We start from the raw sequence: 16,964 nt of genomic DNA, 5'->3' as shown, positions 1-16,964 counted from the left end.
CTCATGTGGTTAAAAGTTGTGCGACAGCACAGTATCAAGCGCACATAGCTAGCAGGGAATCTAACGATAAAATTGGCACAAATCCAGCCGCTTGTTATTTTTTGAGATCAACAGGGGAGACTGCTGGCAGCTATCGCAAAGTCACTGCCAGCAAACTAGGGTTAATAGATTGATAGACTCAGATCACACCGCTGAGCAGGCCGAGCCCCAGCAGCGATGAGCCGCCGCCAATCACCCGCGCCCAGCCACTGTGCGTAGACGAAGATGCCATCAGATAGCCGATACCCAACCCCGCCACGTGCAGCAGCGCCGTTGCCATCACCATACCGGAAAGCGCCGCCACCGAATGGGAAAGCTCCGCACCGTGGGCCAGGCCGTGGAAAATGGCAAAAGCGCCAATAATCAACGCGCCCGTTATCGCCGACAGTTTCAGCTGTAAGGCAACCATCACACCTATGCCCAGCAGCGAGGCGGCAACGATAAATTCAGTGCCAGGTACGGTGACGCCCGCCATGCCAACCAACGCGCCGGTCAGCAGCAAACAAGCAAATGCCAGCGGCGCCAGCCACCACTGCTTGGTATTCATGGCGCTCCAGATACCCACCAGAACCATGGCGACCAGATGATCCATCCCGGTCAGCGGATGGATAAAGCCTTCGGTAAAGCTTAATACGTGATGCGCGCCGCCGTCATGGCCCACATGAGCAAAGGCCAGCATGGGGAACAGCGCCAGTAGGGATACAGCCACAGCTTTGACATTAATACGCATAATGAATACCTAAGTTTTCCTGTGAATGAAGGTGGTGGTTTTACTCATAAAAACAGTTAATTACGTTATAAATTCATCCTTATGCCTGCCTTGAAAGTCGGTTGGCGGCAATCAGCGCCTGCCCCAGAGCCAGACCGCCATCGCCAGCTGGTAAACGGGATGGCAGCAAGACTTGTAATCCGTCTAACTGCTGGATCAATAGTTGCCGCAGCAGCGCGTTATGCATCACTCCACCGGACAGCACGACGGTATTGATGCCGTATTGCTTTGTCGCGTGGCTAGCCAGTGCGGCAAAACCCTGGGCCAAGGCAACATGGAACGCATAAGCACGCTGCGCCGGGGGAGCTTCATAGGCCAGCCATTGCCGCCAGAAGGTGGCCAGATCCAGCTGATTGCCAAGCAGCGGCAGCGAAACCGGCGGCTGATGAGGCGGGCTTTGCCATGCCAAGGCCTCCAACTGGCAGGCAGCCTCCCCCTCCCAGGAAATTTGTGGCGGCACGATCTGCAATGCTGCTGCCACCGCATCAAACAAGCGCCCGGCGGAAGAGGCCAACGGCGAGTTGATTTGCCGTTCTACCGCCCGCAGTAAGATCGTCGCCTGCGGTTGAGGGATTGCGGCGGCCTCTGGCAACGTCTGCCAATCGGGGACAAAACGCTGTAACTGGGCCAACAGGTTGCGCCACGGCTGGCGAGCGGCCACATCGCCCCCGGGCAATGCCACTGCGGGCAACCCGCCTAAATACTCACAATGCTGATAATCCACCAGCAGGCATTCACCGCCCCACAGTTGCCCGCCAAGACCATATCCCAGCCCATCCAACGCCAGACCAATCACCTTACCGCCGTCGCGCGGCCAGCCATGTTCCACCAGGCAGGCAACCAGATGGGCATGATGATGCAGCGTGGTGACACAAGGGATCGCCCGCTCATTGGCCAACGCCTGGCCCTGCTGGTGGCTGAGATAGCCGGGGTGAGCATCGATGGCGATCGCCTGCGGCACCACACCGTAGATTTCGCCAAAAAGCGTCAGCAATCGTTGTTGCTGTTGCCGGGTGGTTTCATCTCCTAGCGAGCCTAGATGCTGGCTGACTACCGCCCGGTCATCCCACAGCAGGCAGAAGGTATTCTTGCTGTCGGCTCCCAGTGCCAGAATGGCCGGTTGGGTGGTAAAGCCAGGGGGTAAGGGCATCGCATCGGGAACATAGCCACGTGCCCGGCGCAACATCTCGCTCCCCTGCCCGGTCAAGCGAACTAGAGAGTCATCGGCTCGCTGGACGATCTCACGGTTATGCAGCAGCCAGACGTCGGCCACACCAGCGAGTTCTTCCAGTGCCTGTTGATTGCTCAGAGCTGGTGGTTTACCTGCCGGGTTGCCGGAGGTCATCACCAATGGCCGCGCTACCTGTTGCAATAGCAGATGTTGCAGTGGATTAGCCGGTAACATCACCCCTACCTCATTGAGCCCCGGCGCAATCTCCCCGCACAAGGGACTTTGCGGGTGAGCCATTACCAGCACTATCGGGGCTGGTGGGCTACGCAACAGCTTTAACAGTGCCGTCGGCTCCGCGACCTGAGCACATTGTTGCAGCCAGTGAGTATCCGGCATCATCACCGCCAGGGGCTTGGCAGGGCGATGTTTGCGCGCGCGCAGGCGCTGTACCGCAGCAGAATTGGTAGCATCACAGGCAAGATGAAAACCGCCGATCCCCTTCACCGCGACGATCTGCCCGGCAATCAGCGCCTCAGCGGCCAGTTGCAGCGCATCGTCGGCGCTGGCAGTAGTTTTGCCTGCGGCATCGCTGAGCCATAGCTGCGGGCCACACTCCGGGCAGGCGGTAGGTTGTGCATGAAAACGACGGTCGGCAGGATCCTGATACTCCGCCAGGCACTGCGGGCACAGCGGGAAAGGCTGCATCGAGGTATTGGGCCGATCGTAGGGCATCCGGCGAATGATGGTAAATCGCGGGCCGCAGTGGGTGCAGTTGATAAACGGATAGTGATAGCGCCGGTTATGCGGTGAGTTCAGCTCTGCCAGGCAGGCATCGCAGGTGGCCGCATCCGCCACGATATGGGTATCCACTTGCCCTGCACCGCTAGTGGCAATGATGAAACTCGCTGGCCGTTGCGGCCAGTTAAAAGGTGAAGAAATGACGCTATCGATCCGCGCCAGAGGCGGGCACTCTTGCGGCAGTACCCGCAAAAATTCCGTTATGGCGGGCGATTGCCATAGCTGGACGATCACCCCGGCGCCATCATTGCTGACCTCGCCGCACAGGTTAAAGCGCCGCGCCAGCAGCCAAACGTAGGGACGAAATCCGACCCCTTGCACCTTGCCCTTAATCCGCAGGCGAAGGCCGTTGCTGCTGGCGATATTCTCCGGCTCAAAATCTGCCATGTTGTCTCGACTCTCCTGTTAGTCCAGCGATCAATCTGTATCTCCCTCACCCCAACCCTCTCCCCAAGGAGAGGAAGCTGATTCGGTGCCGTGGTTGAGTACCGCGACCGACCTGTTGTCCTCAGCCATGATCAGGTGACTCTCTGCAACTGAAGCAAACTCGGTCGGTCCCCTCTCCCTGCGAGAGAGAGCTGATTCGGTGCCGTGGTTAAGTACCGCGACCGACCTGTTGTCCTCAGCCACGATCAGGTGACTCTCTGCAACTGAAGCAAACTCGGTCGGTCCCCTCTCCCTGTGGGAGAGGGTTAGGGTGAGGGGCAATCCCCACGGCCAAACACCTAACAGATCCGTGGCAAAGGCTCATCCAGCGGCAGATCCAGCCGGCGGGAAACCCCGAACAGCCCGGTGAGGCTCACCTGCTGGCGCTCGGTGGTATGGCCAATCACCGCCGCATCGCGCCCCAGCGGATGCCGATGCAGAGCAGCCAATACTTCCGCCTCAGCCTCGGGCGCCACCACCAACACCAGCTTGCCTTCGTTGGCAAAGTTGAGCGCATCCAGCCCCAGCAGTTCGCAAATTCCCCGCACCGCCGGTTTCAACGGCAGTGCCGCCTCGGAAATCGCCATGCCACAACCGCTAGCGGCGGCAAACTCATGCAGCACCGCCGTTACGCCGCCACGAGTCGCGTCACGTAAAGCTCGCACTCCGGCAATCGGTAACAAGGGAGCAATCAGCGGAGCCAGCAGCGCGCAATCGCTGCTTAATTCACTCTCCAGGCCCAGCCCTTCACGCAGGTTCAGGATGGTTGCGCCATGATCGCCCAAGGTGCCGCTGACAATAATGCTGTCCCCAAGGCGGATGTTCGCAGCCCCCCAATTGACGCCAGCCGGGATGGTTCCCAAACCGGTAGTATTAATAAAGATTTTGTCTGCCGCGCCACGGGGCACCACTTTGGTATCGCCGGTCACAATCTGGATCCCGGCCTGCTGCGCCGTGCTGGCCATCGACTGGACGATGCGTTCCAGCGTGGCATACGGCAACCCTTCCTCCAGGATCATGGCGCAGCTCAGATAACGCGGCTGGGCACCACTGACGGCCACGTCGTTAGCGGTGCCGCAGACCGCCAGTTTGCCGATATCACCACCGGGGAAGAAAATGGGGTCGATAACATAACTGTCGGTCGATACGGCCAGACGATCGCCCGAGGTGGCAAGCTCATCCAGTGAAATTCGGGCCTGATCTTCCCGAGCATTTAATGCCGGATTGGCAAAGGCGGGCAGCATGAGTTCTTCAATCAGGGATTGCATGGCGCGGCCACCGCTACCATGGGCAAGAGTAATTTCCCGCCCGTTGTTCTCTTCACGCATTATGCGGTCTCCCTGCGATACTGATAGTAAGCCGAGCAGGCCCCTTCCGAGGACACCATCAAGGCACCAAAGGCATTCTCTGGCGTACATTGCTTGCCAAACAGCGGGCAGGCATCCGGTTTGCAGCGCCCGGTCAACACTTCGCCACAACGTGAACTCGGATCGTCCGCTACCCGCTGCGCCTGCGGTTTAAACCGCAGCTCTGCATCAAAATCCGCATACTCAGGTTTGATTTGCACGCCAGAGTGGGCAATCTCACCCAGCCCGCGCCATTCGCTACTGTCTTTCAGGCCAAATACCTCTGCCATTGCCCGCTGGGCCAGAAGATTGCCCTGTTCCGGTACGATGCGCCGGTATTGGTTTTCTACCGCACGGCGGCCATCACGCAACTGTTCCAGCAACATCACCAAACCCTGCAGAATGTCTAACGGTTCAAAGCCGGTCACCACCAGCGGCTTATGATAATCCGCAGCAATGAACTGATAGGGCGCGTTGCCGATCACCATGCTGACGTGGCCCGGTGCCAGGAAGCCATCGATGCGCACATCGGGCTGCTGCAACAGGCTGCGTAAGGTGGGGATCAGAGTGATATGTTGGCAAAACAGGGTGAAATTGCGCAGCTGACGCTGGCTGGCTTGCTGCAAGGTCAAGGCGCTGGCGGGCATGGTGGTTTCAAAGCCCAGGCCAAAAAACACCACTTCGCGCTGTGGGTTATCCGCCGCCAGCTGTAGCGCATCCAGCGGCGAGTACACCACCCGGATATCGGCACCACGGCGGCGGGCATCCAGCAACGACCCATTGCGGCCAGGAACCCGCATCGCATCACCGTAGGTGCAAAAAATCACCTCCGGATGGGCGGCAATCTCCAGGCAGCTATCAATGCGCCCCATCGGTAATACGCAAACCGGGCAGCCGGGGCCGTGGACAAATTCCAGGCTGTCCGGCAACAGTTGGTCAAGACCGAACTTGAAGATCGCGTGGGTGTGACCGCCGCAGACTTCCATCACCTGTAGCGGCAGGCGCTGCGACTGGGGGATGGCTAACATCAGCGTTTCGATGCGCCGTAACAGCGCCTGGCATAACGCCGGATCGCGGAATTCATCAACGTAGCGCATTGGCATCCTCGTCATCCCGTGCCAGCCCGACGGCGCGCATATGCTGCAATGCTGCCAGCGTTTCCAGCGCTTCCTGTTCGTCTAGCAGGCTCATGGCAAAGCCGACGTGCACCAGCACCCACTGGCCGATCAGATCCTGCGGTGAGCCTTCACAGACCAGCGCGATATTGATCCTGACCGCCACGCCGCACACGTCGGCCCAGGCCAGTTGGTGGATATCCTCCCCCACTGCGGTCACCTTGCCGGGCACACCGAGGCACATTATTGTTCCCCCAGCCAGTTCAGCCAGAGATCCATCCCCTCGCCGCTGGTCGCCGACAGTGCGATCACCTGGATGGACGGATTAACCTGGCGGGCAAACTCGATGCATTTCTCTACAGAGAAATTAACGTAAGGCAGCAAATCGATCTTGTTGATAATCATCAGCGTTGCGGCAGCAAACATATGAGGATACTTCAGCGGCTTGTCTTCCCCTTCCGTCACCGACAGCACTGCGACCTTATGCCGTTCGCCCAGATCGAAGCTGGCCGGGCAGACCAGGTTGCCGACGTTCTCGATAAACAGCAGGCTGTGATCCTGCAAATCCAGGCGGTGTGCCGCGTCGTGTACCATTTGCGCGTCCAGATGACAGCCCTTGCCGGTATTAACCTGAATGGCCGGTACGCCCGTGGCGCGAATACGCTCGGCATCGTTACTGGTTTGCTGGTCGCCCTCAATCACCGCGCAGGGCAATTTGCCCGCCAAACGTTCCAGCGTGGCCGTCAGCAAGGTCGTTTTGCCCGACCCGGGGCTGGAAACCAGGTTCAGCACCAGAATATGCTGCGCGGAAAAGTGTTCGCGGTTGTGGGCCGCCAGATGGTTGTTCTTGCTCAGTACGTCCTGTTCAATCTGCACCAGACGGCGCTGCCCGATACCCGGTGCATGGCTGCCCGCCTCGCCGTGTCCATAGTGCAGGTCTTGCGAATGTGGTTGCACCTCTGGCGTAAAGCGTTCCGCCGCAGCGACACCTGCGTAATGGTGATGCACATCGCCCTGGTGGTAATAGTGATGGTGATGATGGATCACCACGCCTGCCGGTGCTTGATGTTCCCCGTCGTGGTGGTGATGGTGATGATGATCAGGATGATGGTGGTGAGCATCATGATGGTCGTGATGATGGTGGTCGTCATGGTGATGATGTTCATCACCTTCGATGGTTTTTTCGCCACTGGCGCAACCGCAAGTCGTACACATCGTTATTCACTCCTCAAAATTATTCCACTTCCAGCTGCTTTAACCGCAGGCTGTCACCGCTCTCAACGCGCAGTTGGTGGCCGCCGCACTGAGGGCAACCTTCATCATGTTGTTCAATCTGCACGCTCATGCTGCAACTCCAGCACCAGGCGCGGGCCGGCTGGTAGTCCAGCAATAGCTGGCACCCCTCTGCCAGCGTATGGCGGGATGCCGAGGCGAAACTGAAACGCAGAGCGTGCTCTTCAATACAGGAGAGCGCCCCAATTTCCAGCCACACCGCCGTCACCCGTTTAGCTCCGTGCTGCCGAGCCTGCTGCTCTATCAATTCCATCGTGCTCAGGCACAGGCTGATTTCATGCATCTACGCCGTTCTCTGTGACAGACCAAATAGCGCCCTGCGCCCAGGATTACTGGGGATGTTGCCATCCACCACCGGTAGCGAAAGCGCCATCCGCGCACTCTGTTGTGCCAACGCCAGCGCCTGCTCGGCCCCCAGATGGCGATCCAACGGAGACATCAGTGAACAGGCCAGGTATTGCCCGCAGCCCGCAATCTCACCGACGATAAACCTCACGCTGCCGCAAGGCAGATTCAGCGCCAGCTTGTCCCCTACCGCATAGGGTTGCCAAGCCTGCTCAGGGCCGGGCAACACCAGCAGGCTAAGCATCCACGGCGTGAGAATGGTGCCAACCCACTGCTGTTCAAACAGTTGAAAACCACAGGCACACACCGGGATTTGCGGTTGGAAAAACGGCAAATCCTGCATCTCACCGTCGGCGATCGCCTGAAAGGCGGTTTCCAACAGCGCGCTGGGGTTGAGCTGAAAACCGTTAGTCACAGTCTGCATTCGCCACCTCTTTTGGCTCCGCCACCACGCCGCTCTCTTGCAGCGCCAGCAACACCTGGGCCAACGCTGGCTCAATCGCCTGGCTGACCACGGCGCTCAGACCAATTCCGGGCTCCAGCGACTCTGGCACCACGCCCACCAGGGTGAGCCGACGCGGAAACTCATCCGTCAGCCGCAGCGCCATCAGCACGTCGGAAAGCCCCAGTTGATGGGGCGAAACCTTACAGGTAAACAGCGCCGGGATCTCTTCGTCATACAGCACCGCGACGCTGCCGGGTTTGGCACCGGTCAACACCGCATCCGCCACAATCAGATGATCGCGATCGGCCATCATTTCCATCAGTTCCATCCCCGAGGTGCCGCCGTCCAGCACTTCAACATGGGCAGGTAAGCGATAGCGCTGCTCAAGCGCTTCGACGATGCGCACGCCCACTGCTTCATCGCCCAACAACAAATTACCTATGCCTAATACCAAGATTCTCATTACAACACCTTGACCCTGGTCACTTCATTGCCGGTGGTGTCTACAATATGTACCGCACAGGACATGCACGGGTCGAACGAGTGGATAGTTCGCACCACCTCCAGCGGTTTGCTCGGATCGGCCACCGGCGTGCCAACCAGTGAACGTTCGTAAGGACCGGGCTCATCGTTAAAGTTGCGGGGTCCGGCGTTCCAGGTTGAGGGCACTACCGCCTGATAGTTGGCGATCTTGCCGTCCTTGATCACCACCCAGTGCGACAATGCACCGCGCGGAGCTTCGATAAAGCCCACGCCCCGGATCTCACCGGTCAATGGAATATTCGGTGGGATAAAGGTTTCATGGTCGCCACTGCCGATATTGCTCACCAATGCCTGCCACTGCTGACCCAGGGTTTCATGCAGCACGCAGGCATGCACCGTACGCCCTACAATGCGGCCCAGGGTCGACGGCAGTTGATCGGCGGTTAGCGCTTTGCCGGTCAGGGCCTGGTAGTGACTGTTGACCTTGGCAAAATATTTCTGGGTTGGTGGATGCTCGGCTTGCAGGGTACACATCAGCCACGCCAACGGCCCCATCTCTACCGCCTTGCCGTAGAAGGTTGGCGCTTTTACCCAGGAGTATTTGCCATCTTCCTGCCAGCCGGTGTAGTTAGGCCGGGTCAGCCCTTCCCACGGTGCCAGCGGTTCATCGTCCTGATACCAGGCGTGTTTACCGCTCTCCTGAATGCCCTTGATCAGATACTCATCGCGCTGGTTGGCGATCGGACGGAACTTGCCGTTCTCCAGATAGCCACCCGGCATCAGGAACTGGTCGCCTTTACGATCGATCGGCAGCTCCGGCACGCAGAGATAGCAGTCTGAGCCTTTGCCGAGGGTTAGCCACTCAGGGTAATGCGCCGCGATCACCGCGCTGTCCACCAGATAAACCTGCTCGATAAAGTCGCCCAGGCGATCGATAAAGGTTTTCAGGTACATCAGCCGCTCGAGGTTCAACACGCTAGGGGCATCGAGGTTGATCGGGTTAGCCACCCCGCCCACCGCCAGGTTCTGAATGTGCGGCGTTTTACCGCCCAGTATTGCTACCACGCGGTTGGCATCACGCTGGCATTCCAGCGCCTGCAAATAGTGGGCAACGGCGATCAGGTTAATCTCCGGCGGTAACGCCATGGCCGGGTGCCCCCAGTAGCCATTGGCAAAGATGCCAAGCTGGCCGCTGGCGACCAGATCCTTGATCTTCTGCTGCACCCGGGTGAACTCTGCAGCGCTGTTCAACGGCCAGCTGGACAGGCCACTGAGCAAATCGGCAGCCTTCTGCGGATCGGCCTTCAGCGCGGAGGTCACGTCCACCCAGTCCAGCGCCGAGAGCTGGTAGAAATGCACGATATGGTCGTGAATGCTGTGGGCGGCCGCAATGATATTGCGGATGTATTGGGCATTGACCGGGATCTCCATCCCCAGCGCATTTTCCACCGTCCGCACGGAGGCTAACGCGTGAATGGTGGTGCACACGCCGCAGATCCGTTGGACGATCATCCACGCGTCACGCGGGTCGTTACCTTGCAGGATCTCTTCCATTCCGCGCCACATGGTGCCTGAGGACCATGCTTTAACCACCTTGCCGTCTTCGATTTCACAGTCGATGCGCAGGTGGCCCTCAATACGGGTGACGGGATCAATGGTGATGCGTTGGCTCATGCTCTACCTCTAACTGGTTGTTTTCATTCTTGTGTTGATGCGCAGGCAGCACCGGTAACAACCGGATCAACAGGATGTACGCACAAACTTCAATTGCCACAAAGCCGATGGAGATCAGCAGTTCGCTGGCCGTCGGGAAATAGTGGTAGCCATTGCCAGGGTCGTAGGCCAGCAACGCGTAATTCAGTCGCCAGAACGACGCCCCGCAGACCATGCTCAGCGCGCCGAGAAACAGCAGGCGTGAGTTGCGGCGGTTACGTTTCCAGCGGAACATCACCAGTGGCACCAGCATCAACAGCGTTTCCACCCAGAACGAGATGGCAAAGCGATCGAGATGCCACAGATAGTCCGTTTTGCCGCGCCAGATCAGTTCCCCAAAGCGCAGCACAATAAACAGCAGTAAGAACCCATCGATGATGTAGGTCATGCGGGCAAACAGCGGCGTTTCCTCCGGCCCTTTCCCCCGCAGCCCGGCCTGCACCAGCGAGCCTTCAAATATCACTATCGAGAAGCCCAGGATCCCCGCCGTCAACAGCGAGAACAGCGGCAGCATTTCGTAGCTTTGCCACAGCGGGTGGATTTTGATCCCCGCTGCAATCATTAGCGATCCCATGGAGGACTGGTGCATGGTTGGCAACAATGCGCCAAGGGCGATCACCAGGAACATCACCTTGTTGAGCCGTTTGAGCGACACCTTCCAGCCCAACCGCTCCAGCAGCGCAGGGGCGAACTCCAGCGCGACAATACCCACGTAGATCGTCATACAGACTGCGGTTTCAAACAGCACCGACGAGGTGTTGAAATGGCCGGGAATATAAAAGTAAGGCAGGTTCCAGTAACGGCCCACATCGATGGTGATCGACAGCCCGCCCAGCGAATAGCCGAACAGGCTGGCTAACAGCGCAGGCCGCACCAGTGGGTGATATTCCCCCCGGTTGAACACATACACCGCCCAGGCCAACGCCCAGCCGCCGCAGGCCAAACCGGTGCCCACCAGCAGATCGAACGCGATCCAGATCCCCCAGGGATAGCCGCCGTTCAGATCGGAAACATCGCCCAACCCCAACACCAGACGTTTGAGGATCAGCAACAGGCACAGCACCACAAAGGGTGCCAGCATCATCACCGGCCAGCTCACCAGCCGCCCGCCGAGTGGCTGCGTTTTATGCGTCGTCATGTTTATCGTCCTTCTTGTCCTGACGCTCGTTTCGCTGGTTGCGCTGCACCAGGAAGGTGATCCCGGCCAGAGCGGCAAACGGCAACACCATGCCTTTGTACAGCGTGTGCTGGATATGCTCGGAACGCGCACCGGTTGACAACTCCTCTAGCGCTGGCAAACCGAGATCCTCGAAAGGCACACCGGTCAGCACCAGCACCTGCGTTCCGCCGCCCTCATGCTCGCCATACAGATGCGGTTGGTAATGCGGCAGCGGATGTTCGTAATGGTCGTTGCCCTGTAGGGTTTGGCGCGGGTAACGGTAATTCTCACCGGGCTTGCTGGCCAGACGCTGCTTGGCTTCGGCCATTAACTGCTCGCGGGTGCCAAAGATCACCGCCCCGGTTGGGCAAACCTCGACACAGCCTGGCAGCCCGCCCTGATCCAGCCGGGCCACGCCTTTCTGGTTACAGAGTTCGCATTTATGGATCTTGCCGAACGGGTTGTCGTAGTCGTATTTCGGCACGTTGAACGGGCAGCCCACCATGCAGTAGCGGCAGCCGGTACAGACATCCGGGTTGTAATGCACGATGCCGGTTTTGGCATCTTTATGCAGCGCCTGAACCGGGCAGACAGAAACGCAGTTGGGATCGACACAGTGCATGCACTGCTTTTTGATATAGGCGTAGCCGTTGTCCACCTGATCTTTGTGCTTGCCGTCTCCGCTGGTCCACACCTGAATAATGTTATTGGTGTAAGGGCTGAGCTTGTCGTTGTTCGACCAGGTCGCTTCGGTACCCGCGTAGGCATAGGTTTCGCCATGCGGTTCATCGGTATGGTTGATACGTTGGCATTTGCTGACACAGGCCTGGCAACCCACACACAAGGTCGAGTCATACAGCATGCCCAGCGAGTTGGGGATGGGCGGCTTGTTCTCCGGCCCGGCCTGCGCCGCAGGGGCAACCCCTGCCAGCATCGCGCCACCGCAGGTCAGTTTTAGAAAGTTACGTCGATTCACGGCTTACTCCTTGCTTGGCGGCTGCTCGTCGTCTTTACGCTGCGTTTTCTGCTGCCGCCCCAGCTCTTTCACCGCCATCAGGCTGACACCGGCAACCAGGCCGACCACGCCGCCAAGCAATCCCATCGCCGTTGGGCTGACGTGGCCCCCTTCCGGACTGAGCACCTCGGGTTTGGCGTTGCGGGGGGTAGGATTTTCGACGCTGGCCAACTGGGCGATCCCTTTGGTAAAACCGATCCCCTCCTCGTTACAGCCGTAGCATGGGTGGCCGATCCCGACCGGCCAGATGCCACCGCCCACGTCGCAGAACTCCAGCGTTGAGCAGTTACCGTAGGTTTCTGGCCCCTTGCAACCGAGGTGATACAGGCACCAGCCCTGCCGATGACCGTCATCACCAAACTGTTTGGCAAAACGCCCGGCGTCAAAGTGCGGACGACGCTCGCAGTTTTCATGGATCAGGCGGGCATAGGCGAACTCGGGGCGATTTTTCGCATCCAGCGCCGGTGGCCGTTGGTAGGTGATGATATGGGCCACCGTCGCCAGGAAGTTGTGCGGGTTGGGCGGGCAGCCGGGGATGTTGATCACGGTTTTGCCGGGTAAAATCTCCTGCAGGCTGACTGCGCCGGTCGGGTTAGGACCGCTGGCCGCGACGCCGCCCCAGGCGGCACAGGAGCCGATGGCGATCACCGCAGCGGCATGTTCTGCCGCATTACGGATATGCTCAACAATTGGCTTACCGGCCACCATGCAGTAGACGCCGCCATCCTTCATCGGAATTGAGCCGTCGACCACCAGCACGTATTTCCCTTTGTATTGCTCAATCGCGCGGTGCTTGTTTTCTTCCGCCTGTTCACCGAATGCAGCAGAGAGGACTTCGTGGTATTCCATGGAAACCACGTCAAGCAACAGGTTCTCGATCGTTGGGTGAGTGGCCCGTAACAAGGACTCCGTACAGCCGGTACATTCCTGAGCCCCGATCCAGATAACCGGTGGCCGCTGTGGCGAACCTACCGAGTCGGCTATTTCGGCGGCGGCTTTGGTACTGAGCCCCATGGTGGCGGCCAGTGCCGCACATAACTTCATAAAATCGCGGCGATTCACGCCATCCCGGAAAAATGTTTGATTTTCCCTTATCATTATTATCTATCCCCTGTTGATGACCGACATGCAAGCCCGTAAACACAGTATGCGGGTGGTTAATATATTGTTATTTTCTGGCTACCCTGAGTTGATCTTTATCAACCTTTGCTGAGGTAACAGTTAATATTTGCGTAACATGAGAAAAATCGCTTCAGCAAAAAATATTTTTCTTGCATATTTATCTGGCTGGATTTATTCGCGCACGTATTTAAATAACAATAACTCTCATTACCTTTTAAATTAAAAATCCTAACCCCGCTAAATAAGTCACCAAGCAAACAACAAGAATAATAATGTATTCACATGCGTCGTTTTGTAACAATTAATACCTCCCTGCTTCAGCATAAGTTTTACGACACAATCAAGCGTGATGAGTATAGGAAAGGCCGGAGCAGGAAAACACGTAATATGCCGTTTTACTTTATAATTTTATTGCAGAATCATCAGCGGGGCCTAGCTTGGTAACGGTGTTGCGGGATGTCGACCTTTTACCGGGTTTTTCCTACTACTGCGACGGCTGGCGGGGATTGGTCATCATGCAATCCATCGTGAATTAGTCAATGAATGACTTTGCTAATCCCTCTGACTCGCGCGTACAGGGGGGCTTATGTTGCACGAGGCCATAACAATATTGTATCGACGCTGGATTTAAATCACCAACCTCCCCTAATCCTGCCAACCAAATATGCTATAGATTGAGTCCTTGGACTGAACATAGCGCTTGCTGTTTTGAAAAAAAGCAACCCACCCGTTTTATTCGCTTGCGAAAAGCCAAAACTTGACCTCAAGCAAACTTCATCTGCCCCGCGCACGAGTATACTTATTAAGAGGTGATCTAATTATCAAGCTGAGAGATAACTTTGCATAGCTAATATTACCAATGCAACTTCATTAATGCAGACGGCTTTATTCGCTACAGGTTAGCACTTTTAATATATCACACCACGGTTGCCTGGCTTAAAACGTCTTGCCAAGAGACATCATGGGTTAATAGCAAACCAGACATCAGGCGTTATCGGCAGCGAAATAGGCCAGCACAGGGAGCACTATCATGAACGATAACCACAACCCGGACCTGCTTCATCACCCGTTCAGCCGTCGTAAGCTAATCAAAACCGGCTCGGCTACCGGCTGTTTACTGGCCGCCACTTCGGGGCTGGTGCTGCCCTTCCGTAAAACCGCTGCCGCCGAGCCGTTGCCAAATGCCCAACAGCCGGAAGACAAGGTGGTCTGGAGTTCTTGCACCGTAAACTGCGGCAGCCGCTGTGCGCTGCGCCTGCACGTGCGGGATGACGAAGTTTACTGGGTGGAAACCGACAACACCGGCAACGACCAATATGGCAACCATCAGGTGCGGGCCTGCCTGCGCGGGCGCTCTATCCGCCGCCGTATGAACCATCCGGACCGGCTGAAATACCCAATGAAACGCGTCGGTAAACGCGGTGAAGGCAAGTTCAAACGCATCAGTTGGGAAGAAGCGCTGGATACCATCAGCGGCCAGTTGAAGCACACCCTGGCGCAATACGGTAATGAAGCGGTGCACGTGCTGTACGGTACCGGGGTCGACGGCGGCAATATCACCAACTCCAACGTGCCTTATCGCCTGATGAACTCCTGTGGCGGCTTCCTCAGCCGCTATGGCAGCTACAGCACCGCGCAGATCACCGCCGCCATGCCCTATCTGTACGGTGCACAGCAGGGCAACAGCCCGGATGATATCGCCAACAGCAAGCTGGTGGTGCTGTTTGGCAATAACCCGGCGGAAACCCGCATGAGCGGTGGCGGTGTGACCTACTATCTGGAGCAAGCCAGAGCAATCTCTAACGCCAAGATGATTGTCATCGATCCGCGCTATACCGATACCGCCGGTGGCCGTGAAGATCAATGGGTGCCGATCCGCCCAGGCACCGATGCTGCGTTGGTTGCGGGCATCGCACACGTGTTGATCAGCGAAAACCTGGTGGACCAGCCGTTCCTGGATAAATACTGCGTAGGGTATGATGAAACCACCCTACCCAGCAGCGCGCCAAAAAACGGCCATTACAAAGCCTATATCCTCGGCCAGGGTGACGATGGTATCGCCAAAACGCCAGAGTGGGCGGCTCGTATCACCGGGATACCGGCCAACACCATTATCCAACTGGCGCGCGAAATCGGCATGACCAAACCGGCCTATATCTGCCAGGGCTGGGGGCCACAGCGTCACGCCAACGGTGAACAAACCGCCAGGGCCATTGCCATGTTACCGATCCTGACCGGTAACGTCGGTATCAACGGCGGTAATACCGGCTGCCGCGAAGGCAGCTTCGATCTGGGCGTCGAATGGTTCGACATGCTGACCAACCCGGTACAAACCAAGATTTCAGTGTTTACCTGGACCGACGCCATCCTGCGCGGCCCGGAAATGACCGCCAAGCGTGACGGCATCCGTGGCAAAGACAAGCTGGACGTGCCGATCAAGTTTATCTGGTGCTACGCCAGTAATACGCTGATCAACCAGCATGGCGATATCAGCCGTACCCACCAGATCCTGCAAGACGACAGCAAGTGTGAAATGATCGTCGGCATCGAACACTTTATGACGTCGTCGGCCAAATACTGCGACATCCTGCTGCCCGATCTGATGCCAACCGAGCAGGAAGACCTGATCTCTCATGAGTCCGCAGGCAATATGGGCTACGTGATCCTGGGCCAGCCCGCCACCACGCGCAAGTTTGAACGCCGCCCGATTTACGAGATCCTTTCCGAGGTGGCCAAACGGGTTGGGCCACAGGCCGAAGCGACCTTCACCGAAGGACGCAACCAACAGCAGTGGATTGAATACCTGTGCGAGAAAACCCGCGAACGCAACCCGGAGATGCCAAGCTATCAAGAGATGAAAAGCGCCGGTATTTATAAGCGCAAAAGCCCGGAAGAGCACGTGGTGGCCTTCAAGGAGTTCAGAGAAGATCCGCAGGCCAATCCACTGAAAACGCCATCGGGCAAAATTGAAATTTATTCCGAACGGCTGGCGGAGATCGCTGCTACCTGGGAGCTCGCACCAGAAGATGTGATCCACCCGTTACCTGTCTATGCCGCCGGGTTCGAAGGTTGGGAAGATCCGCTGAGCAGCCAATATCCGCTACAGCTGTTTGGTTACCACTACAAGGCCAGAACCCACTCCAGCTACGGTAACATTGACGTGTTGCAGCAGGCTTGCCCGCAGGAGGTGTGGATCAACACGCTGGATGCGCAGGCGCGCGGCATCAACAACGGCGATCGGGTGAAGGTCTTTAACGGCCGGGGCGAAACGCAGATCCAGGCGAAGGTAACGCCACGCATTATGCCCGGCGTCACGGCGATGGGCCAAGGTGCCTGGCTGGCGGCGGATATGTTTGGCGATAAGGTCGATCACGGCGGCAGCGTAAATATTTTGACCCATCATCGCCCTTCCCCGCTGGCTAAGGGCAACCCGCAACACACCAATCTGGTGCAGATTGTGAAGCTGTAGGTGGTTTGGGGCTGGCTGAACTCGGCCAACCCCTTCAATACCGTTGTGGCTACATAGCGATGCTGTGGCAAGGCTATGCATCGGTCAACCCGGCAGCGACCGATCTAAGTTATCTGACATTGCGCAGCCATCAGCCACAGGCGGCGCTTATTGACGTAGGAGATTTTGACGATCGGTAACCAATAACCGATATGCATGTCTGCCGGGACAACGGTGGTCTGCGTATTCAACTGCGGCGCGGAGAATTAATGCTGAC

At 57.6% G+C, this 16,964-nt stretch carries 15 protein-coding genes; 2 read left to right on the top strand and 13 right to left on the bottom strand.

The features are described 5' to 3' along the window. Window positions 1-178: 178 nt before the first annotated feature. The 13 genes from KGP17_RS10355 to hybO form a co-directional block, all read right to left on the bottom strand. Window positions 179-769 (bottom strand): HupE/UreJ family protein, encoded by a 591-nt coding sequence (locus KGP17_RS10355; protein WP_223499264.1) that lies wholly within the window; start codon window positions 767-769, stop codon window positions 179-181. Window positions 770-848: 79 nt separating this feature from the next. After that, on the bottom strand, window positions 849-3,164 hold the full coding sequence (hypF, locus tag KGP17_RS10350) for a carbamoyltransferase HypF (RefSeq protein ID WP_223499263.1): 2,316 nt from the start codon (window positions 3,162-3,164) through the stop codon (window positions 849-851). Between the two features lie 338 nt (window positions 3,165-3,502). Beyond that, window positions 3,503-4,471: a hydrogenase expression/formation protein HypE gene (hypE, locus tag KGP17_RS10345; RefSeq protein ID WP_051363677.1), complete on the bottom strand. Its 969-nt coding sequence runs from the start codon at window positions 4,469-4,471 to the stop codon at window positions 3,503-3,505. Between the two features lie 59 nt (window positions 4,472-4,530). Beyond that, window positions 4,531-5,646 (bottom strand): hydrogenase formation protein HypD, encoded by a 1,116-nt coding sequence (hypD, locus tag KGP17_RS10340; protein WP_166734742.1) that lies wholly within the window; start codon window positions 5,644-5,646, stop codon window positions 4,531-4,533. Then, complete coding sequence (hybG, locus tag KGP17_RS10335; protein ID WP_021804776.1) at window positions 5,633-5,908, bottom strand: hydrogenase maturation factor HybG; 276 nt, start codon at window positions 5,906-5,908, stop codon at window positions 5,633-5,635. The genes hypD and hybG overlap by 14 nt, the downstream gene beginning before the upstream one ends. Then, on the bottom strand, window positions 5,908-6,879 hold the full coding sequence (gene hypB, locus KGP17_RS10330) for a hydrogenase nickel incorporation protein HypB (RefSeq protein ID WP_094982311.1): 972 nt from the start codon (window positions 6,877-6,879) through the stop codon (window positions 5,908-5,910). The genes hybG and hypB overlap by 1 nt, the downstream gene beginning before the upstream one ends. A gap of 19 nt (window positions 6,880-6,898) precedes the next feature. Further along, a complete protein-coding gene (gene hypA, locus KGP17_RS10325) occupies window positions 6,899-7,240 on the bottom strand; it encodes a hydrogenase maturation nickel metallochaperone HypA (RefSeq protein ID WP_021804778.1) in 342 nt (113 codons plus the stop codon). Beyond that, window positions 7,241-7,726: a hydrogenase-2 assembly chaperone gene (gene hybE / locus KGP17_RS10320; RefSeq protein WP_223499262.1), complete on the bottom strand. Its 486-nt coding sequence runs from the start codon at window positions 7,724-7,726 to the stop codon at window positions 7,241-7,243. Then, window positions 7,710-8,210 carry a HyaD/HybD family hydrogenase maturation endopeptidase gene (locus KGP17_RS10315; RefSeq protein ID WP_223499261.1) on the bottom strand — a complete coding sequence of 167 codons (501 nt, stop codon included), beginning with the start codon at window positions 8,208-8,210 and terminating at the stop codon, window positions 7,710-7,712. Before KGP17_RS10315 ends, hybE begins: the two co-directional genes overlap by 17 nt. Then, window positions 8,210-9,904 carry a hydrogenase 2 large subunit gene (hybC, locus tag KGP17_RS10310; protein WP_059200480.1) on the bottom strand — a complete coding sequence of 565 codons (1,695 nt, stop codon included), beginning with the start codon at window positions 9,902-9,904 and terminating at the stop codon, window positions 8,210-8,212. Before hybC ends, KGP17_RS10315 begins: the two co-directional genes overlap by 1 nt. Next, window positions 9,882-11,081, bottom strand: a complete 1,200-nt coding sequence (gene hybB, locus KGP17_RS10305) for a Ni/Fe-hydrogenase cytochrome b subunit (RefSeq protein ID WP_021804782.1) — start codon at window positions 11,079-11,081, stop codon at window positions 9,882-9,884. The genes hybC and hybB overlap by 23 nt, the downstream gene beginning before the upstream one ends. Then, window positions 11,068-12,078 carry a hydrogenase 2 operon protein HybA gene (gene hybA, locus KGP17_RS10300; protein WP_094982313.1) on the bottom strand — a complete coding sequence of 337 codons (1,011 nt, stop codon included), beginning with the start codon at window positions 12,076-12,078 and terminating at the stop codon, window positions 11,068-11,070. Before hybA ends, hybB begins: the two co-directional genes overlap by 14 nt. Before the next feature lie 3 nt (window positions 12,079-12,081). After that, the gene (gene hybO / locus KGP17_RS10295) at window positions 12,082-13,215 is read right to left on the bottom strand and encodes a hydrogenase 2 small subunit (protein ID WP_223499260.1); all 1,134 of its coding nucleotides are present in this window, start codon (window positions 13,213-13,215) and stop codon (window positions 12,082-12,084) included. Window positions 13,216-14,269: 1,054 nt separating this feature from the next. On the opposite strand from hybO, the gene ynfF reads away from it, so the two are divergent. Next, window positions 14,270-16,708 carry a selenate/tellurate reductase subunit YnfF gene (ynfF, locus tag KGP17_RS10290; RefSeq protein ID WP_179247969.1) on the top strand — a complete coding sequence of 813 codons (2,439 nt, stop codon included), beginning with the start codon at window positions 14,270-14,272 and terminating at the stop codon, window positions 16,706-16,708. A gap of 5 nt (window positions 16,709-16,713) precedes the next feature. Then, window positions 16,714-16,887, top strand: coding sequence for a hypothetical protein (locus KGP17_RS10285; protein ID WP_166734737.1), 174 nt, complete (start codon window positions 16,714-16,716; stop codon window positions 16,885-16,887). Window positions 16,888-16,964 lie beyond the last annotated feature (77 nt).

The organism is Serratia sp. JSRIV001 (assembly GCF_019968745.1).
GTDB classification, from domain to species: Bacteria; Pseudomonadota; Gammaproteobacteria; order Enterobacterales; family Enterobacteriaceae; genus Chania; species Chania fonticola_B.
Note: the sequence above shows the minus strand (reverse complement) of the source record. Positions and strands in the feature narration are given on the sequence as shown.

Excerpts from the sequence above, each read along its gene's own strand:
- KGP17_RS10355 (WP_223499264.1), bottom strand. The coding sequence starts at position 769 with ATGCGTATTAATGTCAAAGCTGTGGCTGTATCCCTACTGGCGCTGTTC.
- hypF (WP_223499263.1), bottom strand. The coding sequence starts at position 3,164 with ATGGCAGATTTTGAGCCGGAGAATATCGCCAGCAGCAACGGCCTTCGC.
- hypE (WP_051363677.1), bottom strand. The coding sequence starts at position 4,471 with ATGCAATCCCTGATTGAAGAACTCATGCTGCCCGCCTTTGCCAATCCG.
- hypD (WP_166734742.1), bottom strand. The coding sequence starts at position 5,646 with ATGCGCTACGTTGATGAATTCCGCGATCCGGCGTTATGCCAGGCGCTG.
- hybG (WP_021804776.1), bottom strand. The coding sequence starts at position 5,908 with ATGTGCCTCGGTGTGCCCGGCAAGGTGACCGCAGTGGGGGAGGATATC.
- hypB (WP_094982311.1), bottom strand. The coding sequence starts at position 6,879 with ATGTGTACGACTTGCGGTTGCGCCAGTGGCGAAAAAACCATCGAAGGT.
- hypA (WP_021804778.1), bottom strand. The coding sequence starts at position 7,240 with ATGCATGAAATCAGCCTGTGCCTGAGCACGATGGAATTGATAGAGCAG.
- hybE (WP_223499262.1), bottom strand. The coding sequence starts at position 7,726 with ATGCAGACTGTGACTAACGGTTTTCAGCTCAACCCCAGCGCGCTGTTG.
- KGP17_RS10315 (WP_223499261.1), bottom strand. The coding sequence starts at position 8,210 with ATGAGAATCTTGGTATTAGGCATAGGTAATTTGTTGTTGGGCGATGAA.
- hybC (WP_059200480.1), bottom strand. The coding sequence starts at position 9,904 with ATGAGCCAACGCATCACCATTGATCCCGTCACCCGTATTGAGGGCCAC.
- hybB (WP_021804782.1), bottom strand. The coding sequence starts at position 11,081 with ATGACGACGCATAAAACGCAGCCACTCGGCGGGCGGCTGGTGAGCTGG.
- hybO (WP_223499260.1), bottom strand. The coding sequence starts at position 13,215 with ATGATAAGGGAAAATCAAACATTTTTCCGGGATGGCGTGAATCGCCGC.
- ynfF (WP_179247969.1), top strand. The coding sequence starts at position 14,270 with ATGAACGATAACCACAACCCGGACCTGCTTCATCACCCGTTCAGCCGT.